We start from the raw sequence: 23,840 nt of genomic DNA, 5'->3' as shown, positions 1-23,840 counted from the left end.
AACTCTTGTTAATTGACATTCGTGCGTCATGTTTAACCGCAGGACACCGAAGACAGCATATTCAGCGGTTGCGAAGGCGCACCCTGTTGCGGTGCGATGACCGTGCCGTCGGTGACCGTCATCGCGCAATTATGCAGGCCGATGATTATGCCGGATTTCTCCGACTTCGCCGGATCGAACGTCAGTTTCCATCGTTGCAGTGCGGGATCGCGGAACAGCGCGACGATACCGAATGCCTGCGCCTCGCGCGATACCTTCTCGGTCGCCGTATAGCGCTGGCCCGGAATCAGCGTGATTTCGCGCACGTTCAGCAGATCGGCGCCGAGTGCGGCTTTTTCCTTGGTCGGATCGGTAAAGGCGTCGAACGGCGCCTGCTGGAACGAGGTCGGGTCCTTCAGCGCATAGAGCCGGACGACGAGCGCGAGCGGCTTGCGGTCGGTCGCGGCATTCAGGTTCGGCGCGGCGGCCAGCGTGAGCCCGATGTTGCGCGGCGGCTTCTGCGCGTCGGGCACCTCGGGCTTGCCGATGCCGGCCGCGGACATCACGGCGCTCGCGGCCGAGCCGAGCAGCGGGGCGGCCGCGCATCCGGCCAGGAGGGCGCACGCAAGCAGCGGCAGCGCGTAGCGAATCATGGACGATCTCATCGTTTTTCCGGCGTGCCGCCTTTATCCCTGTCAAAACTGCCGGGCATTGCCGCGTGCGCTGCGTATCCCCGACGTTGCATCGTTCAACTATTAAGCACGCCCGCGTCGTGGCAAGCGCCCGGAAATTTTTTCCGCCGCCCCGGCGGCGCGTCGTGCGATCAGTAAAACTTGCGCGCTCCAGCCCGAGGAAAAATCGCTGCGAGCCCGCAGCGAGAGGCCATTCGAGGGGGTAGCGCCCGGTTTTAAAAGGAATTACTCTTCACACGACGATTGAATTATGAAAAATTGATCGGTACTATACCCGCGCGCTTCTTGCAAAGCAAAAGAACCAGATTCTCAACGATTTAAAACTCACGCGCCGGTGGATATAACGATGAAAGACCGTCTGTTCGCAAAACTGTCTGGGGTGGTGGTGGCTTGCGGCGTGATCGCCGGCTGTGCGAGCCAGCCGTCCGCGCCGCCGACTGCGGAAGTGTTCAACAAGTCGCTGGCCGATGCAGACGCCGTCGCGAAGGCGGGGGATCAGGACAAGGCGCTGGGCCTGTACCAGCAGCTCGCGAAGTCGGATCCGACGCGCGAGGAGCCGTGGTCGCGCATCGCGCAAATCCAGTTCGCACAAAACCATTACGGGCAGGCGATCGTCGCCGCCCAGGAAGCGCTGCAGCGCGACGCGACCGATCGTCAGGCGAAGAGCGTGCTGGCCGTCGCCGGCCTGCGGATCGCGACGCAGTCGCTCGGCGAGCTGCGCCAGGATGCGTCGCTCGCGGGCGACGCGAAGTCCGACGCGCAGGCGCTCGCGAAGCAGCTGCGCGACACGCTCGGCGAGTCGGCGCTGTTCCCGCCGGAGCAGCGGGCGCAGTCGAAGAAGTACGGCGGCCGCCGTGCGGTTCATCGTGCGAAGGCGGGGGCCGCACCGGCCACGGACACGGCCGCGAGCGCCGCCCCGACGCCGACCCCGACGCCGCCCGCCGCGCAAAAGGGCAGCGCGGATCCGTTCGGCGCACTGCGCAACTGAAACCGCAACTGACGCGATAACCACAACTAACCTGGGAGCCGTCGAGATGGCCAAGAAAGAAAGCATTCAGAAAAGCTTGCAGAAAATACGGCCGCCGCGCGTCCAGCTGACCTACGAGGTCGAGAAGGGCGATGCGATCGAGGTGAAGGAACTGCCGTTCGTCGTCGGGGTCGTCGGCGATCTGGCGGGCCAGTCCGAAATCGAGCAGCCGAAGCTGCGCGACCGCAAGTTCGTCAACATCGACCGCGACAATTTCGACGACGTGATGAAGGCGATCGAGCCGCGTGCCGCGTTCCAGGTGGAAAACCGCCTGAGCCCGGAAGGCGGCAAGTTCGCGGTCGACCTGAAGTTCCGCTCGCTGTCGGATTTCAGCCCGGACGAAGTCGTCGAACAGGTCGAGCCGTTGCGCCGCCTGCTCGAGGCGCGTTCGAAGCTCGCCGACCTGCGCAACAAGCTCGCCGGCAACGACAAGCTCGAGGATCTGCTGTCCGAGGTGCTGAAGAACACGCAGCAGCTGCAGGAGCTCGCGAAGGGCACCGGCGGCGACAAAGACGGCGAATGACGACGGAGTGTTGAGATGAACCAGCAAACGGCTGCGGCCCAAGCGAGCGGCGCGGAATACGCCGCCGGGACTTCGCTGCTCGACGACATCGTCGAGAAGAGCAAGGTCGCGAAATCCGATTCCGAGCATGCGCGTGCGAAGGACCTGATCGGCGAACTCGTGCACCAGGTGCTCGACGGCACGGTGATCGTGTCGGACAACCTGTCGGCCACGATCGACGCGCGCGTCGCGGAACTCGACCGCCTGATTTCCACGCAGCTTTCCGCCGTGATGCACGCGCCGGAATTCCAGCGCCTCGAAAGCACGTGGCGCGGAATGGATTATCTGGTCAAGGAAAGCAACACGGGCCAGACGATCAAGATCAAGGCGCTGCACGCGCCGAAGCGCGACCTCGTGCGCGACTTCAAGGGCGCGAGCGAGTTCGACCAGAGCGCGCTGTTCAAGAAAGTCTACGAAGAGGAATTCGGCACGTTCGGCGGCTCGCCGTTCGGTGCGCTGATCGGCGATTACGAGATCTCGCGTCAGCCCGAAGACATGTACTTCATCGAGCAGATGTCGCACGTCGCCGCGGCCGCGCATGCGCCGTTCATCGCGTCGGCGTCGCCGGAGCTGCTCGGCCTCGAGTCGTTCTCCGACCTCGGCAAGCCGCGCGACCTCGGCAAGGTGTTCGACACCGTCGAATACGCGAAGTGGAAGTCGTTCCGCGACGCGGAGGATTCGCGCTACGTCGGCCTGACGCTGCCGCGCTTCCTCGGCCGCCTGCCGTTCAATCCGAAGGACGGCCAGACCGCGGAGAACTTCAACTTCGTCGAGGACGTCGACGGCACCGATCACGACAAGTACCTGTGGTGCAACGCGGCATGGGCCTTCGCGGCCCGCCTGACGGCCGCGTTCGACGACTTCGGCTGGTGCGCGGCGATCCGCGGCGTCGAAGGCGGCGGCCTCGTCGAGGACCTGCCGACCCACACGTTCAAGACCGACGACGGCGAAGTCGCGCTGAAGTGCCCGACCGAAATCGCGATCACCGATCGCCGCGAGAAGGAGCTGAGCGACCTCGGCTTCATCCCGCTCGTCCATTGCAAGAACTCAGATTACGCCGCGTTCTTCGCTGCGCAGTCGGTGCAGAAGCCGAAGAAATACAGCACCGACAGCGCGAATGCGAACGCCGTCCTGTCCGCCCAGCTTCAGTACATCTTCTCGGTATCGCGCGTCGCGCACTACCTGAAGGCGATGATGCGGGACAAGATCGGCAGCTTCGCATCGGCGCAGAACGTGGAGACTTTCCTCAACCGGTGGATTTCGCAATACGTCCTGCTCGACGACAACGCCTCGCAGGAACAGAAAGCGCAATTTCCGCTGCGCGAGGCATCCATACAAGTGTCGGAGATTCCGGGCAAGCCGGGCTCGTATCGTTCGGTCGCGTTCCTGCGCCCGCACTTTCAGCTCGACGAACTCTCGATTTCTCTGCGACTTGTCGCTGATCTGCCCAAACCGGCAAATTCATAAGCGAGTAGATCGCCCGGGCGGGCCGCCTGGGTAGGACGTTAAAACCACCTCTTTGGGGAGTCGAAGGGCCATGTTACATATGCACTTGCAGTTTGGTAGTCCCGCGGTGAAGGGCGAATCCGCGGACAAGGACCACCAGGGCTGGATCGAACTGAAATCGTGGGATCACTCGATCGTTCAGCCGCGTTCGGCAACCGCATCGACCGCTGGCGGTCACACGATGACGCGTTGCGAGCACGGCGACATGATCTTCACGAAGGAAATCGATTCGTCGAGCCCGCTGCTGTACCAGCACGCTTCGGGCGGTACCACGTTCGACGAAGTGACGGTCCATTTCTCGCGCGCGGACGGTGAAGGCAAGCGCGTGCAGTATCTGGAAGTCAAGCTCAAGTACGTGATCATCTCGAGCATCGCCCCGAGCGTTCGCGAGGAAGGTCTGCCCCTCGAGACGTTCTCGCTGAAGTACGCAGCCGTGCAGTGGAAGCAAACCCAGCAGAAGATCGGCGGCAACCAGGGCGGCAACACGCAAGGCGCCTGGAGCCTGACGAAGAACGACAAGACCTACGCGGTCTAAGGTCGGTTGCGGCAACGGGGCGCTTCGCGTCCCGTTGCCGTTTTCGCTGTCCACCCCGGCCGATGAAACGATTCGAACCCAGTTTTCTCGACAAGCTGTTCGACGACGAACCGCACCTGCCGGCCTCGGCAGCGATGCGGCAATTGTCGCTGGAAGAGCTGAAGAACACGGTCGCCCGCGACGTCGAGGCGATCCTCAACACCCGTATCGCCCACACCGAGAACGAGCTGGCCACGCTGCCGGAATGCCAGAAATCGGTGCTGACCTACGGGCTGAACGATTTCGCGGGGCTGAGCCTCGCGAGCCACTACGATCGCGCATTCATCTGCAAGTCGATCCAGCAGGCGATCGCGCGCCATGAGCCGCGCCTGCAGCAGGTGCAGGTGACGTTCGAGCTGAACGAGCAGGCCACCAACGCGCTCTACTTCGCGATCCAGGCGCTGCTCGTCGTACACCCGGCCGAGGAGCCGGTGAGTTTCGACGCGATGCTGCAACCGTCGACGCTGCAATACTCGGTCACGCGCGCACGCGCGGCGCGAATGCAGTAAATCAAGCCGCCGAGCGGGCCGGACCGCCCGGTGGTCAATCAGGTCCGGCAGAAATATTGAGGTTCGGGGTCGTCGATGGAAGAATTGCTGCCGTATTACGAACGCGAATTATCGTTTTTGCGGCGCTATTCGCGCGATTTCGCCGAACGCTATCCGAAGATCGCCGCGCGTCTCGCGGTGTCGGGCGAGCACTGCGAGGATCCGCACGTCGAGCGGATGATCGAGTCGTTCGCGCTGCTCGGCGCGCGCATCAACAAGAAGCTCGACGACGACTACCCGGAATTCACCGAAGCGCTGCTGGAAGTGCTGTATCCGCACTACCTGCGGCCCTTCCCGTCGTGCTCGATCGCGCAGTTCACGCCGGCTTCGCCCGGCCAGCAGACCGAGCCGGTCGTGATCGATCGCGGCACCGAGCTGAAGAGCCGCCCGATCCGCGGCGTGCAATGCCGGTTCCGCACCGCCTACGACGTGACGCTCGCGCCGATCCGCATCTCGGAGGCGCGCTATACGCCGGTCGCGCTCGCGCCGAGCGCGACGGTGCTGCCGTCGAACGCGACGGGCGTGATCTCGATCACGTTCGAATCGCTCGCCGCGCAGCTCGATCTCGGCGCGCTGAAGCTGTCGACGCTGCGCGCGCATCTGCACGGCGAGCAGTCGTTCGTCGCCGCGCTGACCGACTGCCTGTTCGTCAACGTGCTCGGCGCGTATGTCGAGCCGGAACGCAACGGCCGCTGGACGGCGCTGCGCAAGCTGCCGATCGCGCAGGCCGGCTTCGACGAGGACGACGCGCTGATCGACTATCCGGCGAAATCGCATCCCGCGTACCGGCTGCTCACCGAATACTTCGCGTTTCCCGACAAGTTCGATTTCGTCGACTTCGACCTCGCGGCGATCGCACGTGCATCGGGCCGCTGCCAGCGCGCGACGCTGCATCTCGTGCTGCAAGACGTGCGCAGCGATTCGCATGTCGCGCGCCTGCTGGAGTTGCTGACCGCAAGCCATTTCCGGCTGTTCTGCACGCCGATCGTCAACCTGTTCCGCCAGCACGGCGAGCCGATCCGCATCACGCACCGCGCGGTGTCGTATCCGGTGATCGCCGAGGCGCGGCGCGCATTCGCGTACGAGGTGTACTCGATCGATTCGGTGAAGCTCGTCCGGCAGCAGGCGCACGAGGAATCGGTGATCGAGTTCCGCCCGTTCTATTCGCTGCATCACGGCGAATCGGCGCGGATCGGCCATTACTGGTTCGCGCGTCGCAACGACTGGGTCGCGCAGAAGAGCCCCGGTTACGAAACCGAGATCTCGATCGTCGACATCGACTTCGAGCCGACGTCGCCGCAAACCGACACGCTGAGCCTCGACCTCACCTGCACGAACCGCGACCTGCCGGCGATGCTGGCGTTCGGCCTCGAGGGCGGCGACCTGTTCCAGGAAGGCGGCGCGCAGACGAGCGGCATCTCGATGCTGCGCCGCCCGACGCAGAGCGTGCGCTTCGAGCGCGGCCGCGCCGCGCACTGGCGGCTCGTGTCGCACCTCGCGCTCAATCACGTGTCGCTCGTCGCGCACGGCCTCGCGCCGCTGAAGGAAATGCTGACGCTGTACGACCTGCGACGCACGGCCGTGTCGATGCGCCAGATCGACGGCCTGGCCGGCGTCGAGCAGCGCGGCGCCGTGCAGTGGCTGCCCGGCAAGCCGTTCGCGACCTTCGTGCGCGGCATCGAGATCCGGCTGACGATCGACGAGGAACACTTCGTCGGCGCGAGCCTCGCGTCGTTCGTGCGCGTGCTCGACAGCTTCTTCGGGCTGTACGTCCACCTCAACAGTTTCGTTCAATTGGTCGTCGTGTCGAAGCGCACCGGCGAGGAGATCATCCGATGCAAGCCCCGAACCGGCGAATCGATCCTGGCGTAGTCGACGCGCTGCTCGACGAGCCGCATCGCTTCGAGTTCTTCCAGGCGGTGCGCGTGCTCGAAGGGCTGTTCGCGCGGCAGGCGTCGGATGCGCCCGGCGCGTGGCGGCAGGGCGACGTGGTCGCGCAGCGCATCGCATTCCGCAACACGCTGTCGCTCGGTTTCCCGCCGAGCGAGATCGAAGGCGCGCGCTCGTTCGACGGCGACGGCGCGCCGCTGAATTCGGACGAGCAGCGCGGCGCCGCGCTGGCCGCCGGCGAGCTCGGTCGCGTCGAGCTGACGCCCGCGTTCTTCGGGCTGCTCGGCGGGCAGGGCGCGCTGCCGCTGCACTACACCGAACAGATCGTCGCGCGCGAGCACCTGCGGCGCGACCACGCGGCGCGCGCGTTCTTCGACGTGTTCTCGAACCGCGCGACCGCGCTGTTCTATGCGGCGTGGAAGAAATACCGACTGCCGTTCCATTACGAACTCGACCGCGACGAGCGCTACCTGCCGCTGTTGCTCGCGATCGCGGGCGTGCCGAGCGACGAGGTGCGCGACAGTCTCGCGGCCGGCCCGGGCGGCGTGCTCGACGAAGCCGTGGCCGGCTACGCGCTCGCCGCGCGGCACCGGCCGATGTCGGCCGCCTACCTGCAGCGCACGCTGTCCGATTACTTCCGCGTGCCGGTGAAAATCGACCAGTTCGTCGGCAAGTGGTACGACGTGCCGCCCGACCAGCTGAGCGTGCTCGGCGAAGTCAACGCGGTGCTCGGTGCGACGGCGCTCGTCGGCGAGCGCGTGTGGCAGCGCGACATGCGCGCGCGGATCGTCGTCGGCCCGCTGTCCAAGCGCGACTACGAGGCGTTCCTGCCCGGCGGCGCGCACGCCATCGCGCTCGAACGGATGCTGACGCTGCTCGCCGGCGTCACGCTCGAGTACGAGGTGAAGCTCGTGCTCAAGCGCACGGAAGTCGGCGCGAGCGTGCTCGGCGCGGGTTCGCGGCTCGGGTGGGACGCGTTCCTGTGCACGCGCGACGCGCTCGAGGACCGCTCGGACGCCCGCTACGAACTGCACGTGATTCACTGACCTAACAACAACACGCAATCGAACCTGAGATCGACGCCATGAGCACGCCTCTGAAGACCCTGATCACGAAACTGAACCCGCTGTGCCGCCACGCGACCGAGCGGGCGGCGAGCGCGTGCCTGGCGCGCGGCCATTACGAGGTCGATCTGGAACACCTGTTCCTCGCGTTGCTCGACGAAGCGACGGGCGACCTGCCGCTCGCCTTGCGCGCGAGCCGCGTCGATCCACATGCGCTGCATGCCGATCTCGAACGCGAGCTCACGCGCCTGAAGACGGGCAACACGCGCACGCCGGTGTTCTCCGTGCACCTGATCGCGCTGTTCGAGCAGGCGTGGCTGATCGCGTCGCTCGATTCGCAGCTCGGCCGCATCCGGTCGGGGCATCTGCTGCTCGCGCTGCTGACCGCGCCGGATCTCGCGCAGTTCGCGCAGCGGATGTCGTCGCGGTTCGCGGAAATGAACGTGACGGACCTGAAGCACAAGTTCGACGAAATCATGGCCGGCTCGAGCGAAGCCGAGCCGCGCCAGGCGGACGACGAGGGCAGCGACGCCGCGCCGGCCGCCGACGGCTTTGCACCCGCGGCCAGCCCGTCGAAGACGCCCGCGCTCGACACGTACACGACCAACCTCACGCAGCGCGCGCGCGACGGCAAGATCGACCCGGTGATCGGCCGCGAAGCCGAGATCCGCCAGGCGATCGACATTCTGATGCGCCGCCGCCAGAACAACCCGATCATGACCGGCGAGGCCGGCGTCGGCAAAACGGCAGTCGTCGAAGGGCTCGCGCTGCGGATCGCGGCCGACGACGTGCCGCCGCCGTTGCGCGGCGTCGCGTTGCACGTGCTCGACATGGGGCTGCTGCAGGCCGGCGCGAGCGTGAAGGGCGAGTTCGAGAACCGGCTGAAGAGCGTGATCGACGAGGTGAAGAAGAGTGCGCACCCGATCATCCTGTTCATCGACGAGGCGCACACGATCATCGGCGCGGGCGGCCAGGCCGGCCAGAACGACGCCGCGAACCTGCTGAAGCCGGCGCTCGCGCGCGGCGAGCTGCGCACGATCGCCGCGACGACGTGGAGCGAATACAAGAAGTACTTCGAGAAGGATGCGGCGCTCGCGCGGCGCTTTCAGGTCGTGAAGGTCGAGGAGCCGAGCGAGCCGCTGGCCGCCGCGATGCTGCGCGGGATGTCGGGCCTGATGGAGAAGCACTTCAACGTGCGGATTCTCGACGATGCGATCACCGAGGCCGTGCGCCTGTCGCACCGCTACATCAGCGGCCGCCAGCTGCCGGACAAGGCGATCAGCGTGCTCGACACCGCGTGCGCGAAGGTCGCGCTCGCGCACAGCGCGACGCCGGCCGCGATCGACGATACGAAGAAGCGCATCGAGCGCATCGACGCGGAAATCGCGTCGCTGGAGCGCGAGGCGGCGGGCGGCGCGGCACACGACGAGCGGCTCGGCGAGCTGCGCGGCGCGCGCGAAACGGCGCTCGAACACCTGGCGAAGGATGAAGCACGCTATGAGGCCGAGCGCGTGATCGTCGCCGAGATCACCGAACTGCGCGACGCGCTCGACAAGGCGCGCGGACCGTCGGAAGACGGCGAACCCGTCGATGTGCCGGCCACGCGCGAGAAGCTGACCGAGCGCGTCGCGGCGCTGCATGCGCTGCAAGGCGGCGAGCCGATGGTGCCGCTGCAGGTCGACGGCCACGTCGTCGCCGAGATCGTCGCCGCGTGGACGGGCATTCCGCTCGGCCGGATGGTGAAGGATGAAATCGACACCGTGCTGAACCTGCAGCCGCTGCTGACCGCGCGCGTGATCGGGCAGGACCATGCGCTGGAGGCGATCGCGCAGCGCGTGCGCACCGCGACCGCGAACCTCGAGGATCCGAACAAGCCGCGCGGCGTGTTCATGTTCGTCGGGCCGTCGGGCGTCGGCAAGACCGAGACGGCGCTGGCGCTGGCCGACATCCTGTACGGCGGCGAGCGCAAGATGGTCACGATCAACATGAGCGAGTACCAGGAAGCGCACAGCGTGTCGGGCCTGAAGGGCTCGCCGCCCGGCTACGTCGGTTACGGCGAGGGCGGCGTGCTGACCGAGGCCGTGCGCCGCAACCCGTATTCCGTCGTGTTGCTCGACGAGGTCGAGAAGGCGCACCCGGACGTGCTCGAGATGTTCTTCCAGGTGTTCGACAAGGGCACGATGGACGACGCGGAAGGGCGCGAGATCGACTTCCGCAACACGCTGATCATCCTGACGTCGAACGTCGGCTCGGCCGCGGTGATGCAGGCCTGCCTGAACAAGCCGGCCGAGGAATTGCCCGATCCGGACGCGCTCGCCGAGACGCTGCGTCCGCAGCTGTACAAGACCTTCAAGCCGGCGTTCCTTGGCCGGATGAAGGTCGTGCCGTACTACCCGATTTCCGACGACGTGCTGGCCGAGATCATCGAGCTGAAGCTCGAACGCATCCGCCGCCGGATCGAGGCGAACCACAAGGCCGCGTTCGAATGGGACGAATCGCTCGTCGACGCGGTGCTCGCGCGCTGCACCGAGGTCGATTCGGGCGCCCGCAACGTCGACCACATCCTGAACGGCACGCTGCTGCCGGAGATCGCGGGCCACGTGCTCGGCCGGATCGCCGACGGCGCGGCCATCGCGCGCATCGCGGTGCGTGCGGACGAGGCCGGCGAATTCGCGTACACCGTCGAATGAGCCCCGCGCGCGACATCTGATGCATCAACGGATTCACTGAACCATGCCGATCAATCTCCCCGAGCTGCTGACGCCGATCAGCGACGCGTCGCCCAGCGGCGACGACCTGCTGTTTTCGAACGAATTCGACGCGATCCAGGACGCGCGGCGCTACGACGACCCGACGCTCGACCAGGGCGAATGGGTGACCGAGATCAAGGAGGCCGACTGGGGCTTCGTCGTCGATCATGCGGGCGAGCTGCTGCGCACGCGCACGAAGGACCTGCGGCTCGCCGTATGGCTGACCGAGGCACTCGCGCTCGAGGACGGCATCACGGGCCTCACCGAAGGCTATGCGCTGCTCGAGGGTCTGTGCCGCGACTTCTGGGACACCTTCCACCCGCTGCCCGAGGACGACGACATCGAGCACCGGCTCGGCAACGTCGCATGGTTGTCCGGCCGCACGGCCGAGCTGCTGCGCGCGGTGCCGCTGACGGACGGCGCATCGAATGCGTTCAGCACGCTCGACTGGGAAGTCGCGCAGCACGTCGCGCAGTCGATCAAGCGCGATCCCGAGCACGCGGACGACATCGCGCGCGGCAAGCCGTCGATCGAGCAGATCGATGCGTCGCGGCGCGTGACGTCGATCGCGTTCTACACGGCGCTGCTGGCGAACCTGAAGGCGTTCGAATTCGCGCTCGATGCGTTCGAGGAGCGGCTCGTCGAGCGAGCGGGCGATTCGGCGCCGAGCTTCCGGCAGGCGCGCGACGCGTTCGAGACCGTGTACCGGCTCGCCGAGCGCTTTGCGCGCGAACAGGGCTATACGGGCAGCGCGCCGCACACGCAGGCGGCGCCGCAGGCCCAGTCAGAACGCATCGAGCCGGTGTTCGGCCAGCCGATCCAGACCGAGGAGACTCACGTGCAGCAGCAGACCGCTTCGCGTCCTCCGGTGACGCAGATGATCGCCGGCATCCAGAACCGTGCGCAGGCCGTCGACCAGTTGCGTGCGGTGGCGCGCTATTTCCGTCAGACCGAGCCGCACAGCCCGGTCGCGTATCTCGCCGACAAGGCGGCCGAATGGGCCGACATGCCGCTGCACAAGTGGCTCGAGAGCGTCGTGAAGGACGACGGCTCGCTGTCGCACATTCGCGAGCTGCTGGGGGTGAGGCCCGACGAGCAGGCGTGAAAGACCGTTTTTTGACCTGAGAGCGCGGGCCCGGCGGGCTCGTGATGAACGAGAAGAAGGGTGACGCATGAACGTGACCGAACTGGCACAGGCGATTCGTGGTGGCCTGATCCAGCAGGATCGGCTGCTGAAGACGGACATCCCGTCGCTGCCGAACAATGCGCTCGTGCCGCACCGCGCCGTAACCCGTTCGGTGCTCGGCCGTGATTTCAGCGTAACGCTCGATCTGGTGTCCACCGCGAGCGACGTCGAGCTCAAGACGCTGATCGCACAGCCGATCACGCTGTGGATCCAGCGGGCGGACAAGTCGTATCTGCCGATCAACGGCTATATCCACACGGCGCGGCGGCTCGGCGCCGACGGCAGCCTGTCGAGTTACCAGCTGCGCTTCGCGTCGTGGATGCACTTCCTCAAGTTCCGCAGCGACATGCGGTACTGGCAGGACCAGCCGGTCGATGCGATCCTCGCCGACGTGTTCGATATGCATCCGCAGGCAAGGGGGCAATACCAGTTCGCGTTGTCGAAACCCTTGCCGCCGCGTTCGTACTGCCGCCAGAGCGAAACCGACTGGAATTTCGTACATCGGCTGATGGAGGACGAAGGGCTGTTCGGCTTCTGGCGGCACAGTGAAGACGGGAAGGCGCACACGTTTGTCATCACCGACGATCTGCATACGGTGGACGCGCTGTCGCCGAATGTTGTCAGGTTCGATCGTTCGGGCAGCGGCACCGAAACCGCCGGTTTCACGCAATGGACCGCGTCGCGGACGCTGCAAAGCGCGCTGCATACGACGCGCACGTTCGACTACAAGTCGCCGTCGTCGGCGGGTAATCCGAACGGCACGTCGCTGCCGACGAAAAGCGGGCAGGGCGATCTGCCCAACCAGGCGGAAATCTACGAATACACCGGCGCTTACACGTATCCGGGGCAGGACCGCGGTGAACACCTGTCGAAGATTCGCCTCGAGGAATGGGAGTCGCGTGCGAAGCGTTTCTTCGGCGTGGGCGGCGTGCGCGCGATCGATGCCGGTCGGCGTTTCACCCTCATCGATCATCCCGAGCACGACCGTGATTCGGCCACCGACCGTGAGTTCGCGGCCATCGGCGTCACGCGGTACATCGAGAACAATCTCCCGGTCTCGGACCATGAAGCGACCTTCCCGCATAGCCTGCAGGCCGAGCTGGCGCAAGTGAAGGCTGGTCGAGGGGAAGTGGCGGCGTTCGAGGTGGGTCATGCCGACGGCTCCGCCGGCTTCTATCTCGTCGAGGTCGAGGCGCAGCGCGCGAGCGTGCCGTTTCGCAGCCCGTTCGAGCACCGGAAGCCCGCGATGCCGCTCGAGACGGCCGTCGTGGTCGGTCCTAAGGGCGAGGAGGTCTATACCGACGCGCTGAACCGGATCAAGGTCATGTTCGTGTGGGACCGGCAGAGCGAAGGCCGCGAGACGGCATCGTGCTGGATGCGCGTCGTGCAATCGGATACCGGCGGCGGTTACGGCGCGGTGCATATTCCGCGCGTCGGCGAGGAAGTGCTGATCGGCTACATTGGCGGCGACTGCGATCGGCCGATCGTCATGCATCGTGTCTACAACGGGGCGGCCAAGCCGCAATGGCATAGCGACGGGCTCCTGTCGGGCTTCCGGTCGAAGGAGTATGCGGGATCGGGGCACAACGAGATGGTGCTCGACGACGCGACCGGGCAGAACCGCGCGCGCCTGTTCAGCAGCAGCGCGAATTCGCTGCTTCATCTCGGCTATCTGATCGAGCAGAACGGCAACACGCGCGGCGCGTATCTCGGCTCGGGTTTCGACCTGCGCACGGATGCGTACGGCGCGATGCGCGCGGGCCAGGGCTTGTACGTGACGACGCATCCGAAGCAGGCGAACAGTCAGCCGCTCGATGTGGCGGAGGCGCAGCGACAGCTCGTCAATGCCGAGGGGCTGATCGAATCGATGTCGCAGGTCAGCGAGGCGCATCAGGCGGAAAGTCTCGGTACCGGGCACGATGCGCTGAAGCAGTTCGCCGACGCGACGCAGGACAGCGTGGCGGGCGCGACGGCCGGCGGCGGCAGAACCGGCGGTGGCGGGACGGGGAATGCGAATGCATTCAAGGAACCGGTGATGCTGTTCGCGAGCCCGGCAGGGATCGGGGTGGCGTCGCAGCAGTCGGTGCATGTGGCGAGCGACCGGCAGACCAATGTCGTCAGTGGGCAAAGCACGTTCATCACCAGCGGGAAGTCGCTGATCGCCGGCATCCGGGATCGCCTCAGCCTGTTCGCGCAGAACGCCGGGATGAAGCTGTTCGCTGCGAAGGGCAAGGTCGAGGTTCAGGCGCACGCGGACAACGTCGAACTTACAGCGCAGAAGACCGTGAAGGTGATGGCGGCGACAGAGGCTGTCGACGTAGCTGCGAAGCAGGAGATATTGCTGACGTCGGGTGGCGCTTACATCCGGATCAAGGGCGGCAAAATCGAGATTCACGCGCCAGGGAAAGTCGATTTCAAGGGGGCGCAGCACCCGTTCAGCGGACCGACGAGCATGCAGTATACGCTGCCTGCTCTTCCAGTGTTGGTGACGCCACAGGTGTATAGCCAGCGCGTTGAAGTCAAGCGGATGTTGGGTCAGGAATTCGGCATTCCGCTCGGACGTGTGCCTTACGCATTCAAGGATGAATCAGGCGCAGTCGTGAGTAGTGGATTGTTGGATTCGAACGGCATGACGAGCCGTGTATTTACTCGAAACGAATCGAACTTGAAGCTGTATGTGGGCGATGACCCGTGGCGAATGTTTATCGACTCGGCCCACTTCGCCGAACACGACGACACGACACAGGTTTAAGGATTGCAGACAATGGCGACCAATTCTGACGACGCACCAACGCGACTGTTCCCGCCGAGCGAGCAAGGGGACAATATCGACGATGTGAAGGCAAATGCCCCCAACGACATGGGTGTAACGGAGGCAATGCCATTTGACTCCAATGCTGTAGAGGCTGGGCCGGCGCATCAGCAGGAACAAATGACCGAATCTTCCGCGGTCTCGTCGGTGCCGCCTGCGGTCGACCAGAATACGCCGATCGATCAAGCTGTCCAGAGCACCCCGGCTGCGCAAAGTGCTTTGGATGGCGTAGATAAGGGGGATGCAAACAGCGAGACGAGTGAACAGCAGACGGAACAGGCTGATGCAGTCACTTTGCCAAAAATCGAATGCCGTTTCATTGGCCTTGACGGTAGCCCGATTGATGGATTGAGATATCGACTGCAGTCGGGAAGTATCATCGTCGATGGCGTAACCGACTCTGATGGACTGGCGGCACCAGTCAGCATTTATGCGCCCGGCGCGGATTGCTCCATCTCAGTCAAGACGGACGCCGGCGCTTATAAGCAGGTGGCGGGTTTCACGGTTCCTAGCGTGGACAGTACGATCACGATGATGAGCCCGAGTATGCTCCTCAAGACTTCGACCCAGTTGCATGGCGGGGCGGAGGACGATGTGCACAAGGAGCCCCCATCGCAAACCCAAGTGGATGATGGCGATGTGGAAGCTCATCCCGCATATGTAGACGATGCTGGTAGAGGTACGCAGCAAAAGACACCGATCTCGACTGCCTCAGCTGCGTCGGGCGGTGCGGCAACCTCCCCACCTCCCGTAGGTGCGTCGACTTCGTCGATGGATGCGACAGCTGCGCAATCCACCGGTACTGCTACGAGCCCCGCGGCCACTCATTCGCCGGGAATGTCGTCAGGGGCGGCGAATACATCATCTACGCACACGGCTTCCGCCACTCAGCCGACGCCAGTGAGTAAGCCGTCGACGAGTGCGAGGACATCGATGACTAAGCCGGCCGGAACGAAGGGAGGGGCCGGCAGGACACCCACTGCGTCGACCGTTGCGACAAAGCGAGATTCGGTTGGACATCCACAGGCCCAGCCGGAAGAGACGTGGAGCGATTGGGCCGGGCATAAGATCAATGCTGCTTGGCATTTCATCGAGAACTGGCTCGGGATGGATACGAACCCAGTCGCGGGAAAATCGGCAGGCTCAGCGAGGCCCGCAGCGTCCGCTTCTTCGACCGCTTCTGAGCAAGCCGCAAAGGTCGATCTTGGCGCAGTCGCAAAGAAGATGAGCGACATCGCTGAGGAGCAGACGACATATGCGATGCCATCGTCGTCCACGGTCGTGAACCTCAAGCAGATTGCAGACGGCACAATCCAGTATGGAACCAAGGAAACGAAGAAGTCGCGTGGTCAGTGCTACATGTACGTTAAGGTCGCGCTCTGGAAAGCAAACGCGATCAAATTCGTCCGCGAGAAGAACGGAACGTTTGCCGGAGCAGGCGGCAGCTATGCGAAGGTGGCCGGAGCATTTCTGGAGTCGCAGGGTTTCGTCAATGTTACGAGCCAATTGCCCGACGCGCGTTGGGCATTGCCCGGCGACGTGATCGTATACCACGTGATGGGCGATGCTGAAACCGCCGATGGGAAAGGCCAACCAGGTCATATCGACATCCGTACGTATCACTATTATGTCAGCGATTTCAAGCGCAATTATCTATGTGTCAGTGGTGCCGGTCCTGGTAAGACCCGGCACTTTTATGAACCGATTGGAATCTACAGGAAACAAGGCTTCAGTGACCCGCTGCCGCTTGCGCGCATGAAGGCATTTCTGAAGATCATCCGCAGCCGGGAAGCGAAGACGTTCCTTGAACTGGGTGGGGACGCGAAGACGTATTACGCGTCCCAGGGCGTCTACACTCTGTCAGGTGCGCTCAAGGATTTGTCGACGTACCCAGATGGCGCGCATCATCAAGGCGCGTATCAGATGACTAAAGCTGCATGGTTCGCCGGGCAGCGACCGGAGCAGGGTGCTTTGCCTGCCGACTTTCAGCCCGCTACCCAGGATCGCTACGCGGTGTTTTTAATGGAGGGGCATCCTGGCCGCTTCGACAAGAGCGGTCAGCCGCAACCCACGGCTCTTGGTTACGTCAGAACGGGCGAGATCGAGAAAGCCGTAGCGTTGCTGCGCAACGAATGGGCATGTATGCCTGGCACGAGTCAAGATCAAGGCTACACAATGGCGCAGCTCAAGGCCGATTTCGATAAGTATGTTAAGGAGTTCAGTAATTGAAACTGCGTGCGTCGTTGTTCCTGTCGATATCGATGCTGGCCTGGTGCGCGGCATCGGAGGCTCAGGTGGCTCGCGTTGCAGCGGCGGACGCCGCGCAGATCGAGGCGACCGTCAAGCAATACTACTCACTGTCACACGCTGACGCGTCGTGCCGTTTCAGCCGTACCGACGACAACGGCATGCCGCTGGACCCCCGCGTGCATCACCGCGCGTATCGCGACGCGCAGTATACGAGGACATTCAAGACGGTCTTTTCGCATGCACTGTTTGCGCAGATGAAAAGAACGTGCGTCGATTCCGACAAGGTGACTGGAATGCTCGACGTACGCTTGTCCGACTCCGAGATCGACAGCGATCCATCGAACTATGGCAACGACGTGCGAATGAAGGTGACGCGTCCCGTGAGGATACTGGCCGCGGATCCATCGCGCGTCCGAGTCCGTGTCGACTGGTCCGAGATGGTGAAGGGCGCCCGCAAGCCTTATTCGGTGGGGCGCTCGGACGTCATCCTCGTCAAGGAAGGTGACGCTTGGTTGATCGACGACGTTTATTCACTGGGTGTGGCGGATGGACCGCCGTCACAGCTCGATATGTCGATCGAGGATTTCGAGCAGTCGCCGGGCGTTGTCCGTCTGCGTGGGAACGCGCCGTAGCGCATGGTGGGCGGCGTGCTGAGGTCGCCCTCACAAGGTGGTGGCTTTGCCCCCAAGCCCCCGCAACCCGCTGCCCGATCCCGGGATTCGATCGTGCGTATTGCGAGCGTCCAGTCGAGTAGCCCGTGATCTCATTCGCGACCGGCCGGCAGATCGCCAAAATCAGGCAAGACCCGGCCGGCGCGCAATGCAACATTCATGTCCATCGTCAAGCGTCGAACACGGGCCCGCACAATCGCCGCCCTCGTTTACTGCCCCACCCGGAACTCGATCCGCCGATTCCTCGCCCTGCCATCCGCCGTATCATTCGGCGCGATCGGCTGATCCGGCCCGACCCCCGTCGTCGTCATCTGCTGCGGCGGAATGCTCTTCGTGATCAGATAACCCTTCACCGCATCCGCGCGCGCCTGGCTCAGCGCGATGTTCGACGTCCGGTTCCCCGAATTGTCGGTGTGGCCGATGATGTCGACCGTGCGGTTCTGCATCTTCGCGAGCGCGGCCGCCATCTGGTCGAGGATCAGCTTGCCTTGCGGCGTCAGCGTCGCGCTGCCGGTCTCGAACTCGATCGTCCGGTTCGCGAGCGTCTGGTCGAGCACGCCCTGTTCGGACGCCGACACGCGCAGCCCGTTCTTGATCGTGTACGTCGGGTTCAGCGTGTTCGCCATGTCGCTCGCGAGCTGCTGGCGCTGCGCCTCGTTGTGCACCTCGCCCTTCATCTCGATCTGCGTGCCATTGATTTTCAACTGGCCCTTGCTGATCTGCTTGAGCTGCGCGCCGAGCAGCTTCTGCACGTTCGCGCTCCAGTTCGGCGGCGTCGCGACGTCGCCCACCTCGACCTGGTCGACGACGTTCGTCGCGCCGTAGGTGTCGCGCAGCTTCTGCAGCACGGCGGCCTTGGTCGCTTCGTCGGGCACCTTGCCGCCGACAACCACCTGGCCGGGCGTTGCATTCGCGGGCGGCGGCGCGATCGTGCCGGCGGTGGTGCCGTGCACCACCGTGCCCGACGCGCCGCCGGCGTTCGGGTTCGCCTGCGGCAGCGCGGTCGTCGCGACCGTGCCGTTGCCGACCGGCGTGGCGGTCGCGCCCGTGTTCTGCGCGAAGGCCGCGCCGCTCGCGACGAGGCCGGCCGCGAACAGCGCGGCGAGGGCGGGCGAGACGGCGGACGACAGGCGCGCGCGCCGGACCTGAATCGTGCGATGCATGCCGTCAGCCTCCGATGAACGCTTCGCGGAACGCGTCGATGGCGACACGCAGCGAGAGTTGCGGTTGGTCGAGGTAGCTGACGAGCTTGCTGATCTGGTGATCGTTTTGCGCATGGGCGTCGATCCACTCGGGATCGTCGATGTCGATGTTGTGGGCGGCGTAGGTCTGCGGGTCGACGACGCTCAGCAGCGTCTTCGCCGACGCGCCGTTGAAGCCGATGATGAGCCGTTCGCGTTCGGCGATCGTGCCGATGAAGATCGCCAGCTCGAAGTCGGCCTGCGCGACGAACGGCGCGATCAGCTCGAGCCAGAACGCGGCGACGAGGCTGCGGTAGAACGGATCGACCGGCAGCGGCAGCGTGAGGCCGCGTTCGATGTGCGACGAGCCGCTCTGCATCACCGGCCGCAGCAGCGAGCCGAGCGCGAGCATCGCGCCGCGCAGCCGCACCGGATGACCGCTTTCGAGCAGCATCTCCTGCAGGCCGTGCAGCGACTGGTGTTCGACGAAATCGTTGAAGGTGCCGTCATGCGACGTGCCGGGGCCGCCGACGTCGATCGGCACCTGCGTGTCGCCGAGCGCCTGCAGCGCGCCGGGCGGCTCGTCCTTGCCGAGCAGCGGCGGGATCTGCGCGGCGACGCGCGACCACAGCCGCGCGAACGCGAGCGGGCTGCGCGCGAGGAACGCCAGCGGCCGGTCGACCTCCAGCGCGGTGGCGCCGAGGAACGGGAAGCGGCGCATCGACACGTCGTGGCTCGCGACCATGTGGCCCGCGATCGCGAGCTTGCTGCGCGAACCGAGGAACGCGAAATGCATCGGCTTCGCGTCCTCGTAAACGATCTTCCAGCGCGGATCTTCCGCGAGCAGCTCGAGCGCCTGCGCGATCCAGCGATCGAGCGTCTGCAGCAGCTGCGGATTGTGCGCGCTCTTCACGAAGTCGCCGCGCGACGGAATCTTGCCGAAGTAGGCGATTTGCGCCTGTACGGTTTGCGTCATTGCGCCCTCTGTGCATTCGTTGCGTTGGCGGCCGCGACGGCCGGCGCGGCACCCGGCGTGCCGGTGCCGGCTTGCGTCGCGTTCTGCGCGGCGCCTGCGCTCGCGTCGGCGACCGACGACGGCAGCTGCAGGCCGCGCAGGCTTTGCTGCTGCGGCTGGTCGCCGCCACCGGCCGACGGTTGCGACGTACTGATGATGCGCATCGTCACCGACACGTTCACGCTGCCCTGTGCCCACGTCAGGTCGAAGGTGCCGTCCGGACGGCGCTTGCGCTGCGCCGAGTTGATCAGCTTCTCGAGACCGTAGCGGCCCGGCTCGTTGACGAGCTGCACCGTGCGGCCGTCGAAGGTCGTCGCGGACAGCGTCGCGCCCGGCGCGCCCTGCGGGTTCGGCCACACGAAGTTGGTCCACTGCGGCGGCGTGTTGCGGTAGCGCAGTTGCTGGCCGTCGATCGCGATCGTGTATTCCGTCGTGCCCGTGCTCGGTTGCGGCAGGATCTGGAACACGGTCTGCGGCTCGGACGACGCGGCCGCGCTGCCGGCGGCGCCGCCCGCGAGCGGCGCGACCCAGCGTGCGAAGCCGTTCGTGAAGTCCGGCGTGAGCCCGATGCCCATGTCGCCCCACGTGCGGGCGGCGAGCGTGTCGCCGCGGCGCACCGCGAGCGGCCCGAGCGTCGTGCCGACGAACTTCGCGATCGAGCCGTCCGGGCCGAACACCTGCGCGATCTCGCCGGCGCCGGCCTCGACCTTCGCGTTCGCCGCGAACGGGTACTTGGTCGCGAGCGAGCTCTGGAACGGCTGGTAGACCTGCGCGTTCCACACCTTGTTGACTTCGGCGCTGGCCGGCTGGATCACGACCGCGAACGCCTGCATCAGCGGCCGCACCAGCAGCGGGCGCAGCGACTTGCGTTGCGAATCGGTCAGGCCCGTCAGCATCTGCTCGTCGACGAGCTTCAGCGAATCGGCGAGTTCCGAACCGCTGCCGTCGAGCGTCTGCTGCATCAGCTGGCGCGCGCCCGGCCCCGGGTCGCCCTGGTTCTTGATCACGTTGAAGCGGGTGCGGACCTTCGACAGCGACTCCATGTAGCCCTTCAGCATCGACGTGCCGTCATGCGTCGCGACGATCCGCGCGAGGCCGACGAATTCCTGGCCGATCGGACCCATCGGCACCTCGGCCGGATTGCCGTTGATGTCGATGTTGGCTGCCGCCATCTGGCCGGCCTGCGAGCGCGTGAACAGTTGCTTGACCCAGTTCACGACGCCCGTCTGCGCCTTCTTGATCGTCACGTTCGCGAGCGACGGGTTGTCCCACGACGTCTGGTCGTACGCGGTCTCGAGGATCTTGCGGATCGGCGAATCCTGCGGGTCGCCGAGGCGGTTCATCCCATCGACGGCCTGGCCGAAGCTGGTGAAGCCCTGGACCGCGATGCCCTGCATGAATTTCTGCCAGTGCTGCGCGTACTCGGTCTTGTACATGCCGACGAGCGTCTTCTGGATCTGCTCGGGGCTGCCCTCGAGCGTCAGGTCGTCCTGCGTCGACGTGTTGAGCACCCAGTCCTTCGCCTGCAGTTCCTTGGTCGCCGCATCGCGGATCGCCGGCTGCACGTAGTCGAACCACGCTTCACGCGTGAACGTGCCCGGAATCGCGTAGCTGCCTGCCACGAGCCCCTGGTTGCCGTCGCCGACGATGCGCGCGATGGTCATCGGCGCGAAGCGGGTCGACGCACGGGCCTTGATTTCCTCGTACACGCGCTGGCGGGCCGGCATGCCGCGCACGACGCGGCGCAGGTTCTCGCGGGTCTGGTCGACGAGCGCGAGGTTCGCGTCGATCATCGGCCAGTCGTTGTCGTTCACGCGCGACAGGTAGAACGAGATCATGCGCTCGGCGCTCCGGATCATCTCGTCGCGCGGCATGTTGCCGCGATTCGTCTCGAGCCAGCCGCGCCAGAAGCGGGCGAGCTGGTCGGTCAGGTGCGCCTGTTCGACGTGACGCTTGTCGGACAGCATCAGGTAGGTCTTCAGCGCGTTGTACGCGTCCTGCACGTTGGTCGGCGACGCGTCGCTGTAGAGGCCGCCCTGCGGCGCGGCGGGCTGCTGCGGGGCGGCGGCCGGCGCGGCGCCCGACGCGGCCAGCACGGCGCCGGCCTGCGGCGCGGCGCCTGCCGCGTTCGTCGACACCGGCATCGTGCCGCCCTGCACGGCGCCCGATTCCGGCGGGCGCGTCATCGGCACGAGCTGCTCGGGGTGCGCGTTCACGTCCTTCATGAACGACGCGAGGTTCTGCGACACGGGGGCCAGCAGGATCTGGCGCACGCCGTTGTAGTACTCGGTCAGCAGGTGCTGCTCGAGACGGTCGCCCTGGTACAGGCCGAGCGACACCGACAGCGGCTTGTCGCGGCGGAACTGTTCGAGCTGCTCGATCCGGTCCTCGATGATGTCCATCGCCTGCAGGCGCGACTGCAGGTCGTTGCGGCCCTGTTGCAGGCGCGTGACGTTGTCGAGGTCGGCCTGCACGTTCGACACGAGCTGCTGGTTGCCGATCGTCGACCAGGTCCAGCCGCCGAGCGCGAGCGCGAGCGCCGCGACGAAGCCGAAGAAGGTCGCGTAGCGCAGCCGCGTCTTGGTCGGGCTCGCGAACTGGCGCACCGTCTGGCGGTCGGCGAAGATCACCTTCGAGAACAGGTCGCGCAGGAAGAAGCCGTTCTTCGAGAACGCGCTGTGCGGTTTCGGCAGCGCGCTGCCGTCGAGGCCGAAGCGGTGCGCGATGCGCTGCGCGGCCGCGCTGTTGGTTTCGCCTTCCTGCAGCGCGCTGGTGAAGTAGAAACCGCGGAAGATCGGCTTGTACTGGAACGGGTTGTTCTCGAACAGCGTCGCGAGGAACGCGCGCAGCGACGGCTTGATCGTCGAGAATTCGAGCGGGAAGCTCAGCTGGCCCGGCGACAGCTGGTTGCCGCGCGACAGCGACAGCTGCGCGACGCTGATTTCCTTCAGCCCTTCGTAGAGTTCCTCGAAGTGCGTGTCGAACTGCGCGACGACGTCGCGCTTGTCGTCGGGCTCGTAGGGCAGCGTCGCGCCCCACACGCGGTCGTACTCGTGCTTGTCGCTGCTGCTGAAGAATTCGGTGAAGCCGGTGATCAGGTCGGCCTTCGTGAACATCACATAGACCGGCGCGAACACTTCCAGCTTTTCGGTCAGCTCCTGAACGCGCTGGCGGAGGTTCTTCGCGAGGTTGATCGCGAATTCGGGGCGATTGCCAGTGAGCTCGGCGATGCTGGCGGTGACGATGATGCCGTTGATCGGCGCCTTCGGACGGTAGCGCTTGAGCAGCCCGAGGAAGCCGAGCCACTCGCTGCGGTCTTCCTCGTGCACCGAATAGCGGCCGGCCGTGTCGAGCAGGATCCCTTCGGTCGTGAAGAACCAGTCGCAGTTACGCGTGCCGCCGATGCCGTGGATCACGGCGCTGTTCTTGTCCGCGAACGGGAACTGCAGGCCGGAATTGAGCACGGCGCTGCTCTTGCCCGCGGCCGGGTTGCCGATCACGATGTACCACGGCAGTTCATACAGCGCGGAGCCGCCCGACACCTGGCCGATCTTCGACGTCTTGATCGTCTTCACCGCGTCCGACAGGCGCGTGCGCAGCACGTCGAGGTCGGCCGTCTTCGCGTCCGGCGCGAGCGCGGCGGCGGCCGGTGCGGCGATCTTGCCGGTTTCCGCCTGCTCTTCCAGCACCTGGCCGAGCTGCTGGTTCGCGCGCTTCACGCGCCAGCGGCGCCACAGCGCGACGACGAGCCACAGCGCGAGGACCGCCGCGAACGCGATCGCCGCCCACAGGAGCGGCAGCTGCAACATGTCGGCGACGATGAACAGGATGGCCGCTAGCGCGACGATCCCGACGATCGAGAGCGTACGCGGATGAGTCAGCACGTTGAGGATGCGTTGCATAGGACGTTCAGGTTCCGGTGCGATTCGATGAGGCGACGCAGGCGCGCCGAGCGGCAAGGGTGGCGCCGCGATGTGTCGCCATGCTGTCAAACAGGATGAAGGAGGCTGGCATCAATGCGCTCGCGGCATCGGAGCAGGCGCGCGCATTAACGAAAGGACGCTGTGAGATTTAAAACGGAAGCGGCGGCCGGAAAAAATCGCGCACCGGAATGCCCGATTGTTTGCGCCGCC

At 65.3% G+C, this 23,840-nt stretch carries 16 protein-coding genes; 12 read left to right on the top strand and 4 right to left on the bottom strand.

Going from position 1 to position 23,840, the window contains the following annotated elements; genetic code table 11:
- Positions 1-32: 32 nt before the first annotated feature.
- Positions 33-644: a type VI secretion system lipoprotein TssJ gene (gene tssJ, locus J8I33_RS22405; RefSeq protein ID WP_050013104.1), complete on the bottom strand. Its 612-nt coding sequence runs from the start codon at positions 642-644 to the stop codon at positions 33-35.
- 373 nt (positions 645-1,017) lie between these two features.
- On the opposite strand from tssJ, the gene J8I33_RS22400 reads away from it, so the two are divergent.
- The 12 genes from J8I33_RS22400 to J8I33_RS22345 all read left to right on the top strand — a co-directional run bounded on the left by J8I33_RS22400 (position 1,018) and on the right by J8I33_RS22345 (position 17,472).
- The gene (locus J8I33_RS22400; protein ID WP_050013103.1) at positions 1,018-1,659 is read left to right on the top strand and encodes a tetratricopeptide repeat protein; all 642 of its coding nucleotides are present in this window, start codon (positions 1,018-1,020) and stop codon (positions 1,657-1,659) included.
- Between the two features lie 46 nt (positions 1,660-1,705).
- Positions 1,706-2,221 (top strand): type VI secretion system contractile sheath small subunit, encoded by a 516-nt coding sequence (gene tssB / locus J8I33_RS22395; protein ID WP_006484395.1) that lies wholly within the window; start codon positions 1,706-1,708, stop codon positions 2,219-2,221.
- A gap of 15 nt (positions 2,222-2,236) precedes the next feature.
- Positions 2,237-3,727 (top strand): type VI secretion system contractile sheath large subunit, encoded by a 1,491-nt coding sequence (gene tssC / locus J8I33_RS22390; RefSeq protein WP_006477094.1) that lies wholly within the window; start codon positions 2,237-2,239, stop codon positions 3,725-3,727.
- Between the two features lie 70 nt (positions 3,728-3,797).
- Positions 3,798-4,301, top strand: a complete 504-nt coding sequence (locus J8I33_RS22385) for a type VI secretion system tube protein Hcp (RefSeq protein WP_006477093.1) — start codon at positions 3,798-3,800, stop codon at positions 4,299-4,301.
- Between the two features lie 62 nt (positions 4,302-4,363).
- Positions 4,364-4,849 (top strand): type VI secretion system baseplate subunit TssE, encoded by a 486-nt coding sequence (gene tssE, locus J8I33_RS22380; protein WP_089488119.1) that lies wholly within the window; start codon positions 4,364-4,366, stop codon positions 4,847-4,849.
- Positions 4,850-4,924: 75 nt separating this feature from the next.
- Entirely contained in the window at positions 4,925-6,760 is a 1,836-nt protein-coding gene (gene tssF, locus J8I33_RS22375) for a type VI secretion system baseplate subunit TssF (RefSeq protein WP_050013101.1), read from the top strand.
- Complete coding sequence (tssG, locus tag J8I33_RS22370) at positions 6,724-7,824, top strand: type VI secretion system baseplate subunit TssG (RefSeq protein WP_089488120.1); 1,101 nt, start codon at positions 6,724-6,726, stop codon at positions 7,822-7,824. Before tssF ends, tssG begins: the two co-directional genes overlap by 37 nt.
- A gap of 38 nt (positions 7,825-7,862) precedes the next feature.
- On the top strand, positions 7,863-10,532 hold the full coding sequence (tssH, locus tag J8I33_RS22365; RefSeq protein ID WP_209939085.1) for a type VI secretion system ATPase TssH: 2,670 nt from the start codon (positions 7,863-7,865) through the stop codon (positions 10,530-10,532).
- 43 nt (positions 10,533-10,575) lie between these two features.
- Positions 10,576-11,697, top strand: coding sequence for a type VI secretion system protein TssA (gene tssA, locus J8I33_RS22360; protein ID WP_050013098.1), 1,122 nt, complete (start codon positions 10,576-10,578; stop codon positions 11,695-11,697).
- Between the two features lie 67 nt (positions 11,698-11,764).
- Positions 11,765-14,530: a type VI secretion system Vgr family protein gene (locus J8I33_RS22355; protein WP_245172312.1), complete on the top strand. Its 2,766-nt coding sequence runs from the start codon at positions 11,765-11,767 to the stop codon at positions 14,528-14,530.
- 12 nt (positions 14,531-14,542) lie between these two features.
- Positions 14,543-16,819, top strand: a complete 2,277-nt coding sequence (locus J8I33_RS34565; RefSeq protein WP_245172310.1) for a flagellar hook-length control protein FliK — start codon at positions 14,543-14,545, stop codon at positions 16,817-16,819.
- Positions 16,816-17,472 (top strand): hypothetical protein, encoded by a 657-nt coding sequence (locus tag J8I33_RS22345; RefSeq protein WP_245172308.1) that lies wholly within the window; start codon positions 16,816-16,818, stop codon positions 17,470-17,472. The genes J8I33_RS34565 and J8I33_RS22345 overlap by 4 nt, the downstream gene beginning before the upstream one ends.
- A 248-nt stretch (positions 17,473-17,720) precedes the next feature.
- Here the strand turns inward: J8I33_RS22345 and J8I33_RS22340 are convergent, their stop codons facing one another.
- Genes J8I33_RS22340 through tssM form a run of 3 tightly spaced genes read right to left on the bottom strand, consistent with a single transcriptional unit; the run spans position 17,721 to position 23,609 of the window.
- Positions 17,721-18,674 (bottom strand): OmpA family protein, encoded by a 954-nt coding sequence (locus J8I33_RS22340; RefSeq protein ID WP_209926764.1) that lies wholly within the window; start codon positions 18,672-18,674, stop codon positions 17,721-17,723.
- Between the two features lie 4 nt (positions 18,675-18,678).
- On the bottom strand, positions 18,679-19,668 hold the full coding sequence (tagF, locus tag J8I33_RS22335) for a type VI secretion system-associated protein TagF (RefSeq protein ID WP_050013096.1): 990 nt from the start codon (positions 19,666-19,668) through the stop codon (positions 18,679-18,681).
- Positions 19,665-23,609: a type VI secretion system membrane subunit TssM gene (gene tssM, locus J8I33_RS22330; protein WP_209926762.1), complete on the bottom strand. Its 3,945-nt coding sequence runs from the start codon at positions 23,607-23,609 to the stop codon at positions 19,665-19,667. Before tssM ends, tagF begins: the two co-directional genes overlap by 4 nt.
- Positions 23,610-23,840: the final 231 nt, after the last annotated feature.

The organism is Burkholderia sp. AcTa6-5 (genome assembly GCF_017815075.1).
GTDB classification, from domain to species: domain Bacteria; phylum Pseudomonadota; class Gammaproteobacteria; order Burkholderiales; family Burkholderiaceae; genus Burkholderia; species Burkholderia sola.
Note: the sequence above shows the minus strand (reverse complement) of the source record. Positions and strands in the feature narration are given on the sequence as shown.

Coding starts and splice junctions, on each gene's coding strand:
- J8I33_RS22385 (WP_006477093.1), top strand. CDS start 3,798: ATGTTACATATGCACTTGCAGTTTGGTAGTCCCGCGGTGAAGGGCGAA.
- J8I33_RS22400 (WP_050013103.1), top strand. CDS start 1,018: ATGAAAGACCGTCTGTTCGCAAAACTGTCTGGGGTGGTGGTGGCTTGC.
- tssG (WP_089488120.1), top strand. CDS start 6,724: ATGCAAGCCCCGAACCGGCGAATCGATCCTGGCGTAGTCGACGCGCTG.
- J8I33_RS34565 (WP_245172310.1), top strand. CDS start 14,543: ATGGCGACCAATTCTGACGACGCACCAACGCGACTGTTCCCGCCGAGC.
- tssB (WP_006484395.1), top strand. CDS start 1,706: ATGGCCAAGAAAGAAAGCATTCAGAAAAGCTTGCAGAAAATACGGCCG.
- J8I33_RS22340 (WP_209926764.1), bottom strand. CDS start 18,674: ATGCATCGCACGATTCAGGTCCGGCGCGCGCGCCTGTCGTCCGCCGTC.
- tssE (WP_089488119.1), top strand. CDS start 4,364: ATGAAACGATTCGAACCCAGTTTTCTCGACAAGCTGTTCGACGACGAA.
- tssC (WP_006477094.1), top strand. CDS start 2,237: ATGAACCAGCAAACGGCTGCGGCCCAAGCGAGCGGCGCGGAATACGCC.
- tagF (WP_050013096.1), bottom strand. CDS start 19,668: ATGACGCAAACCGTACAGGCGCAAATCGCCTACTTCGGCAAGATTCCG.
- tssM (WP_209926762.1), bottom strand. CDS start 23,609: ATGCAACGCATCCTCAACGTGCTGACTCATCCGCGTACGCTCTCGATC.
- tssF (WP_050013101.1), top strand. CDS start 4,925: ATGGAAGAATTGCTGCCGTATTACGAACGCGAATTATCGTTTTTGCGG.
- tssJ (WP_050013104.1), bottom strand. CDS start 644: ATGAGATCGTCCATGATTCGCTACGCGCTGCCGCTGCTTGCGTGCGCC.
- tssH (WP_209939085.1), top strand. CDS start 7,863: ATGAGCACGCCTCTGAAGACCCTGATCACGAAACTGAACCCGCTGTGC.
- J8I33_RS22355 (WP_245172312.1), top strand. CDS start 11,765: ATGAACGTGACCGAACTGGCACAGGCGATTCGTGGTGGCCTGATCCAG.
- tssA (WP_050013098.1), top strand. CDS start 10,576: ATGCCGATCAATCTCCCCGAGCTGCTGACGCCGATCAGCGACGCGTCG.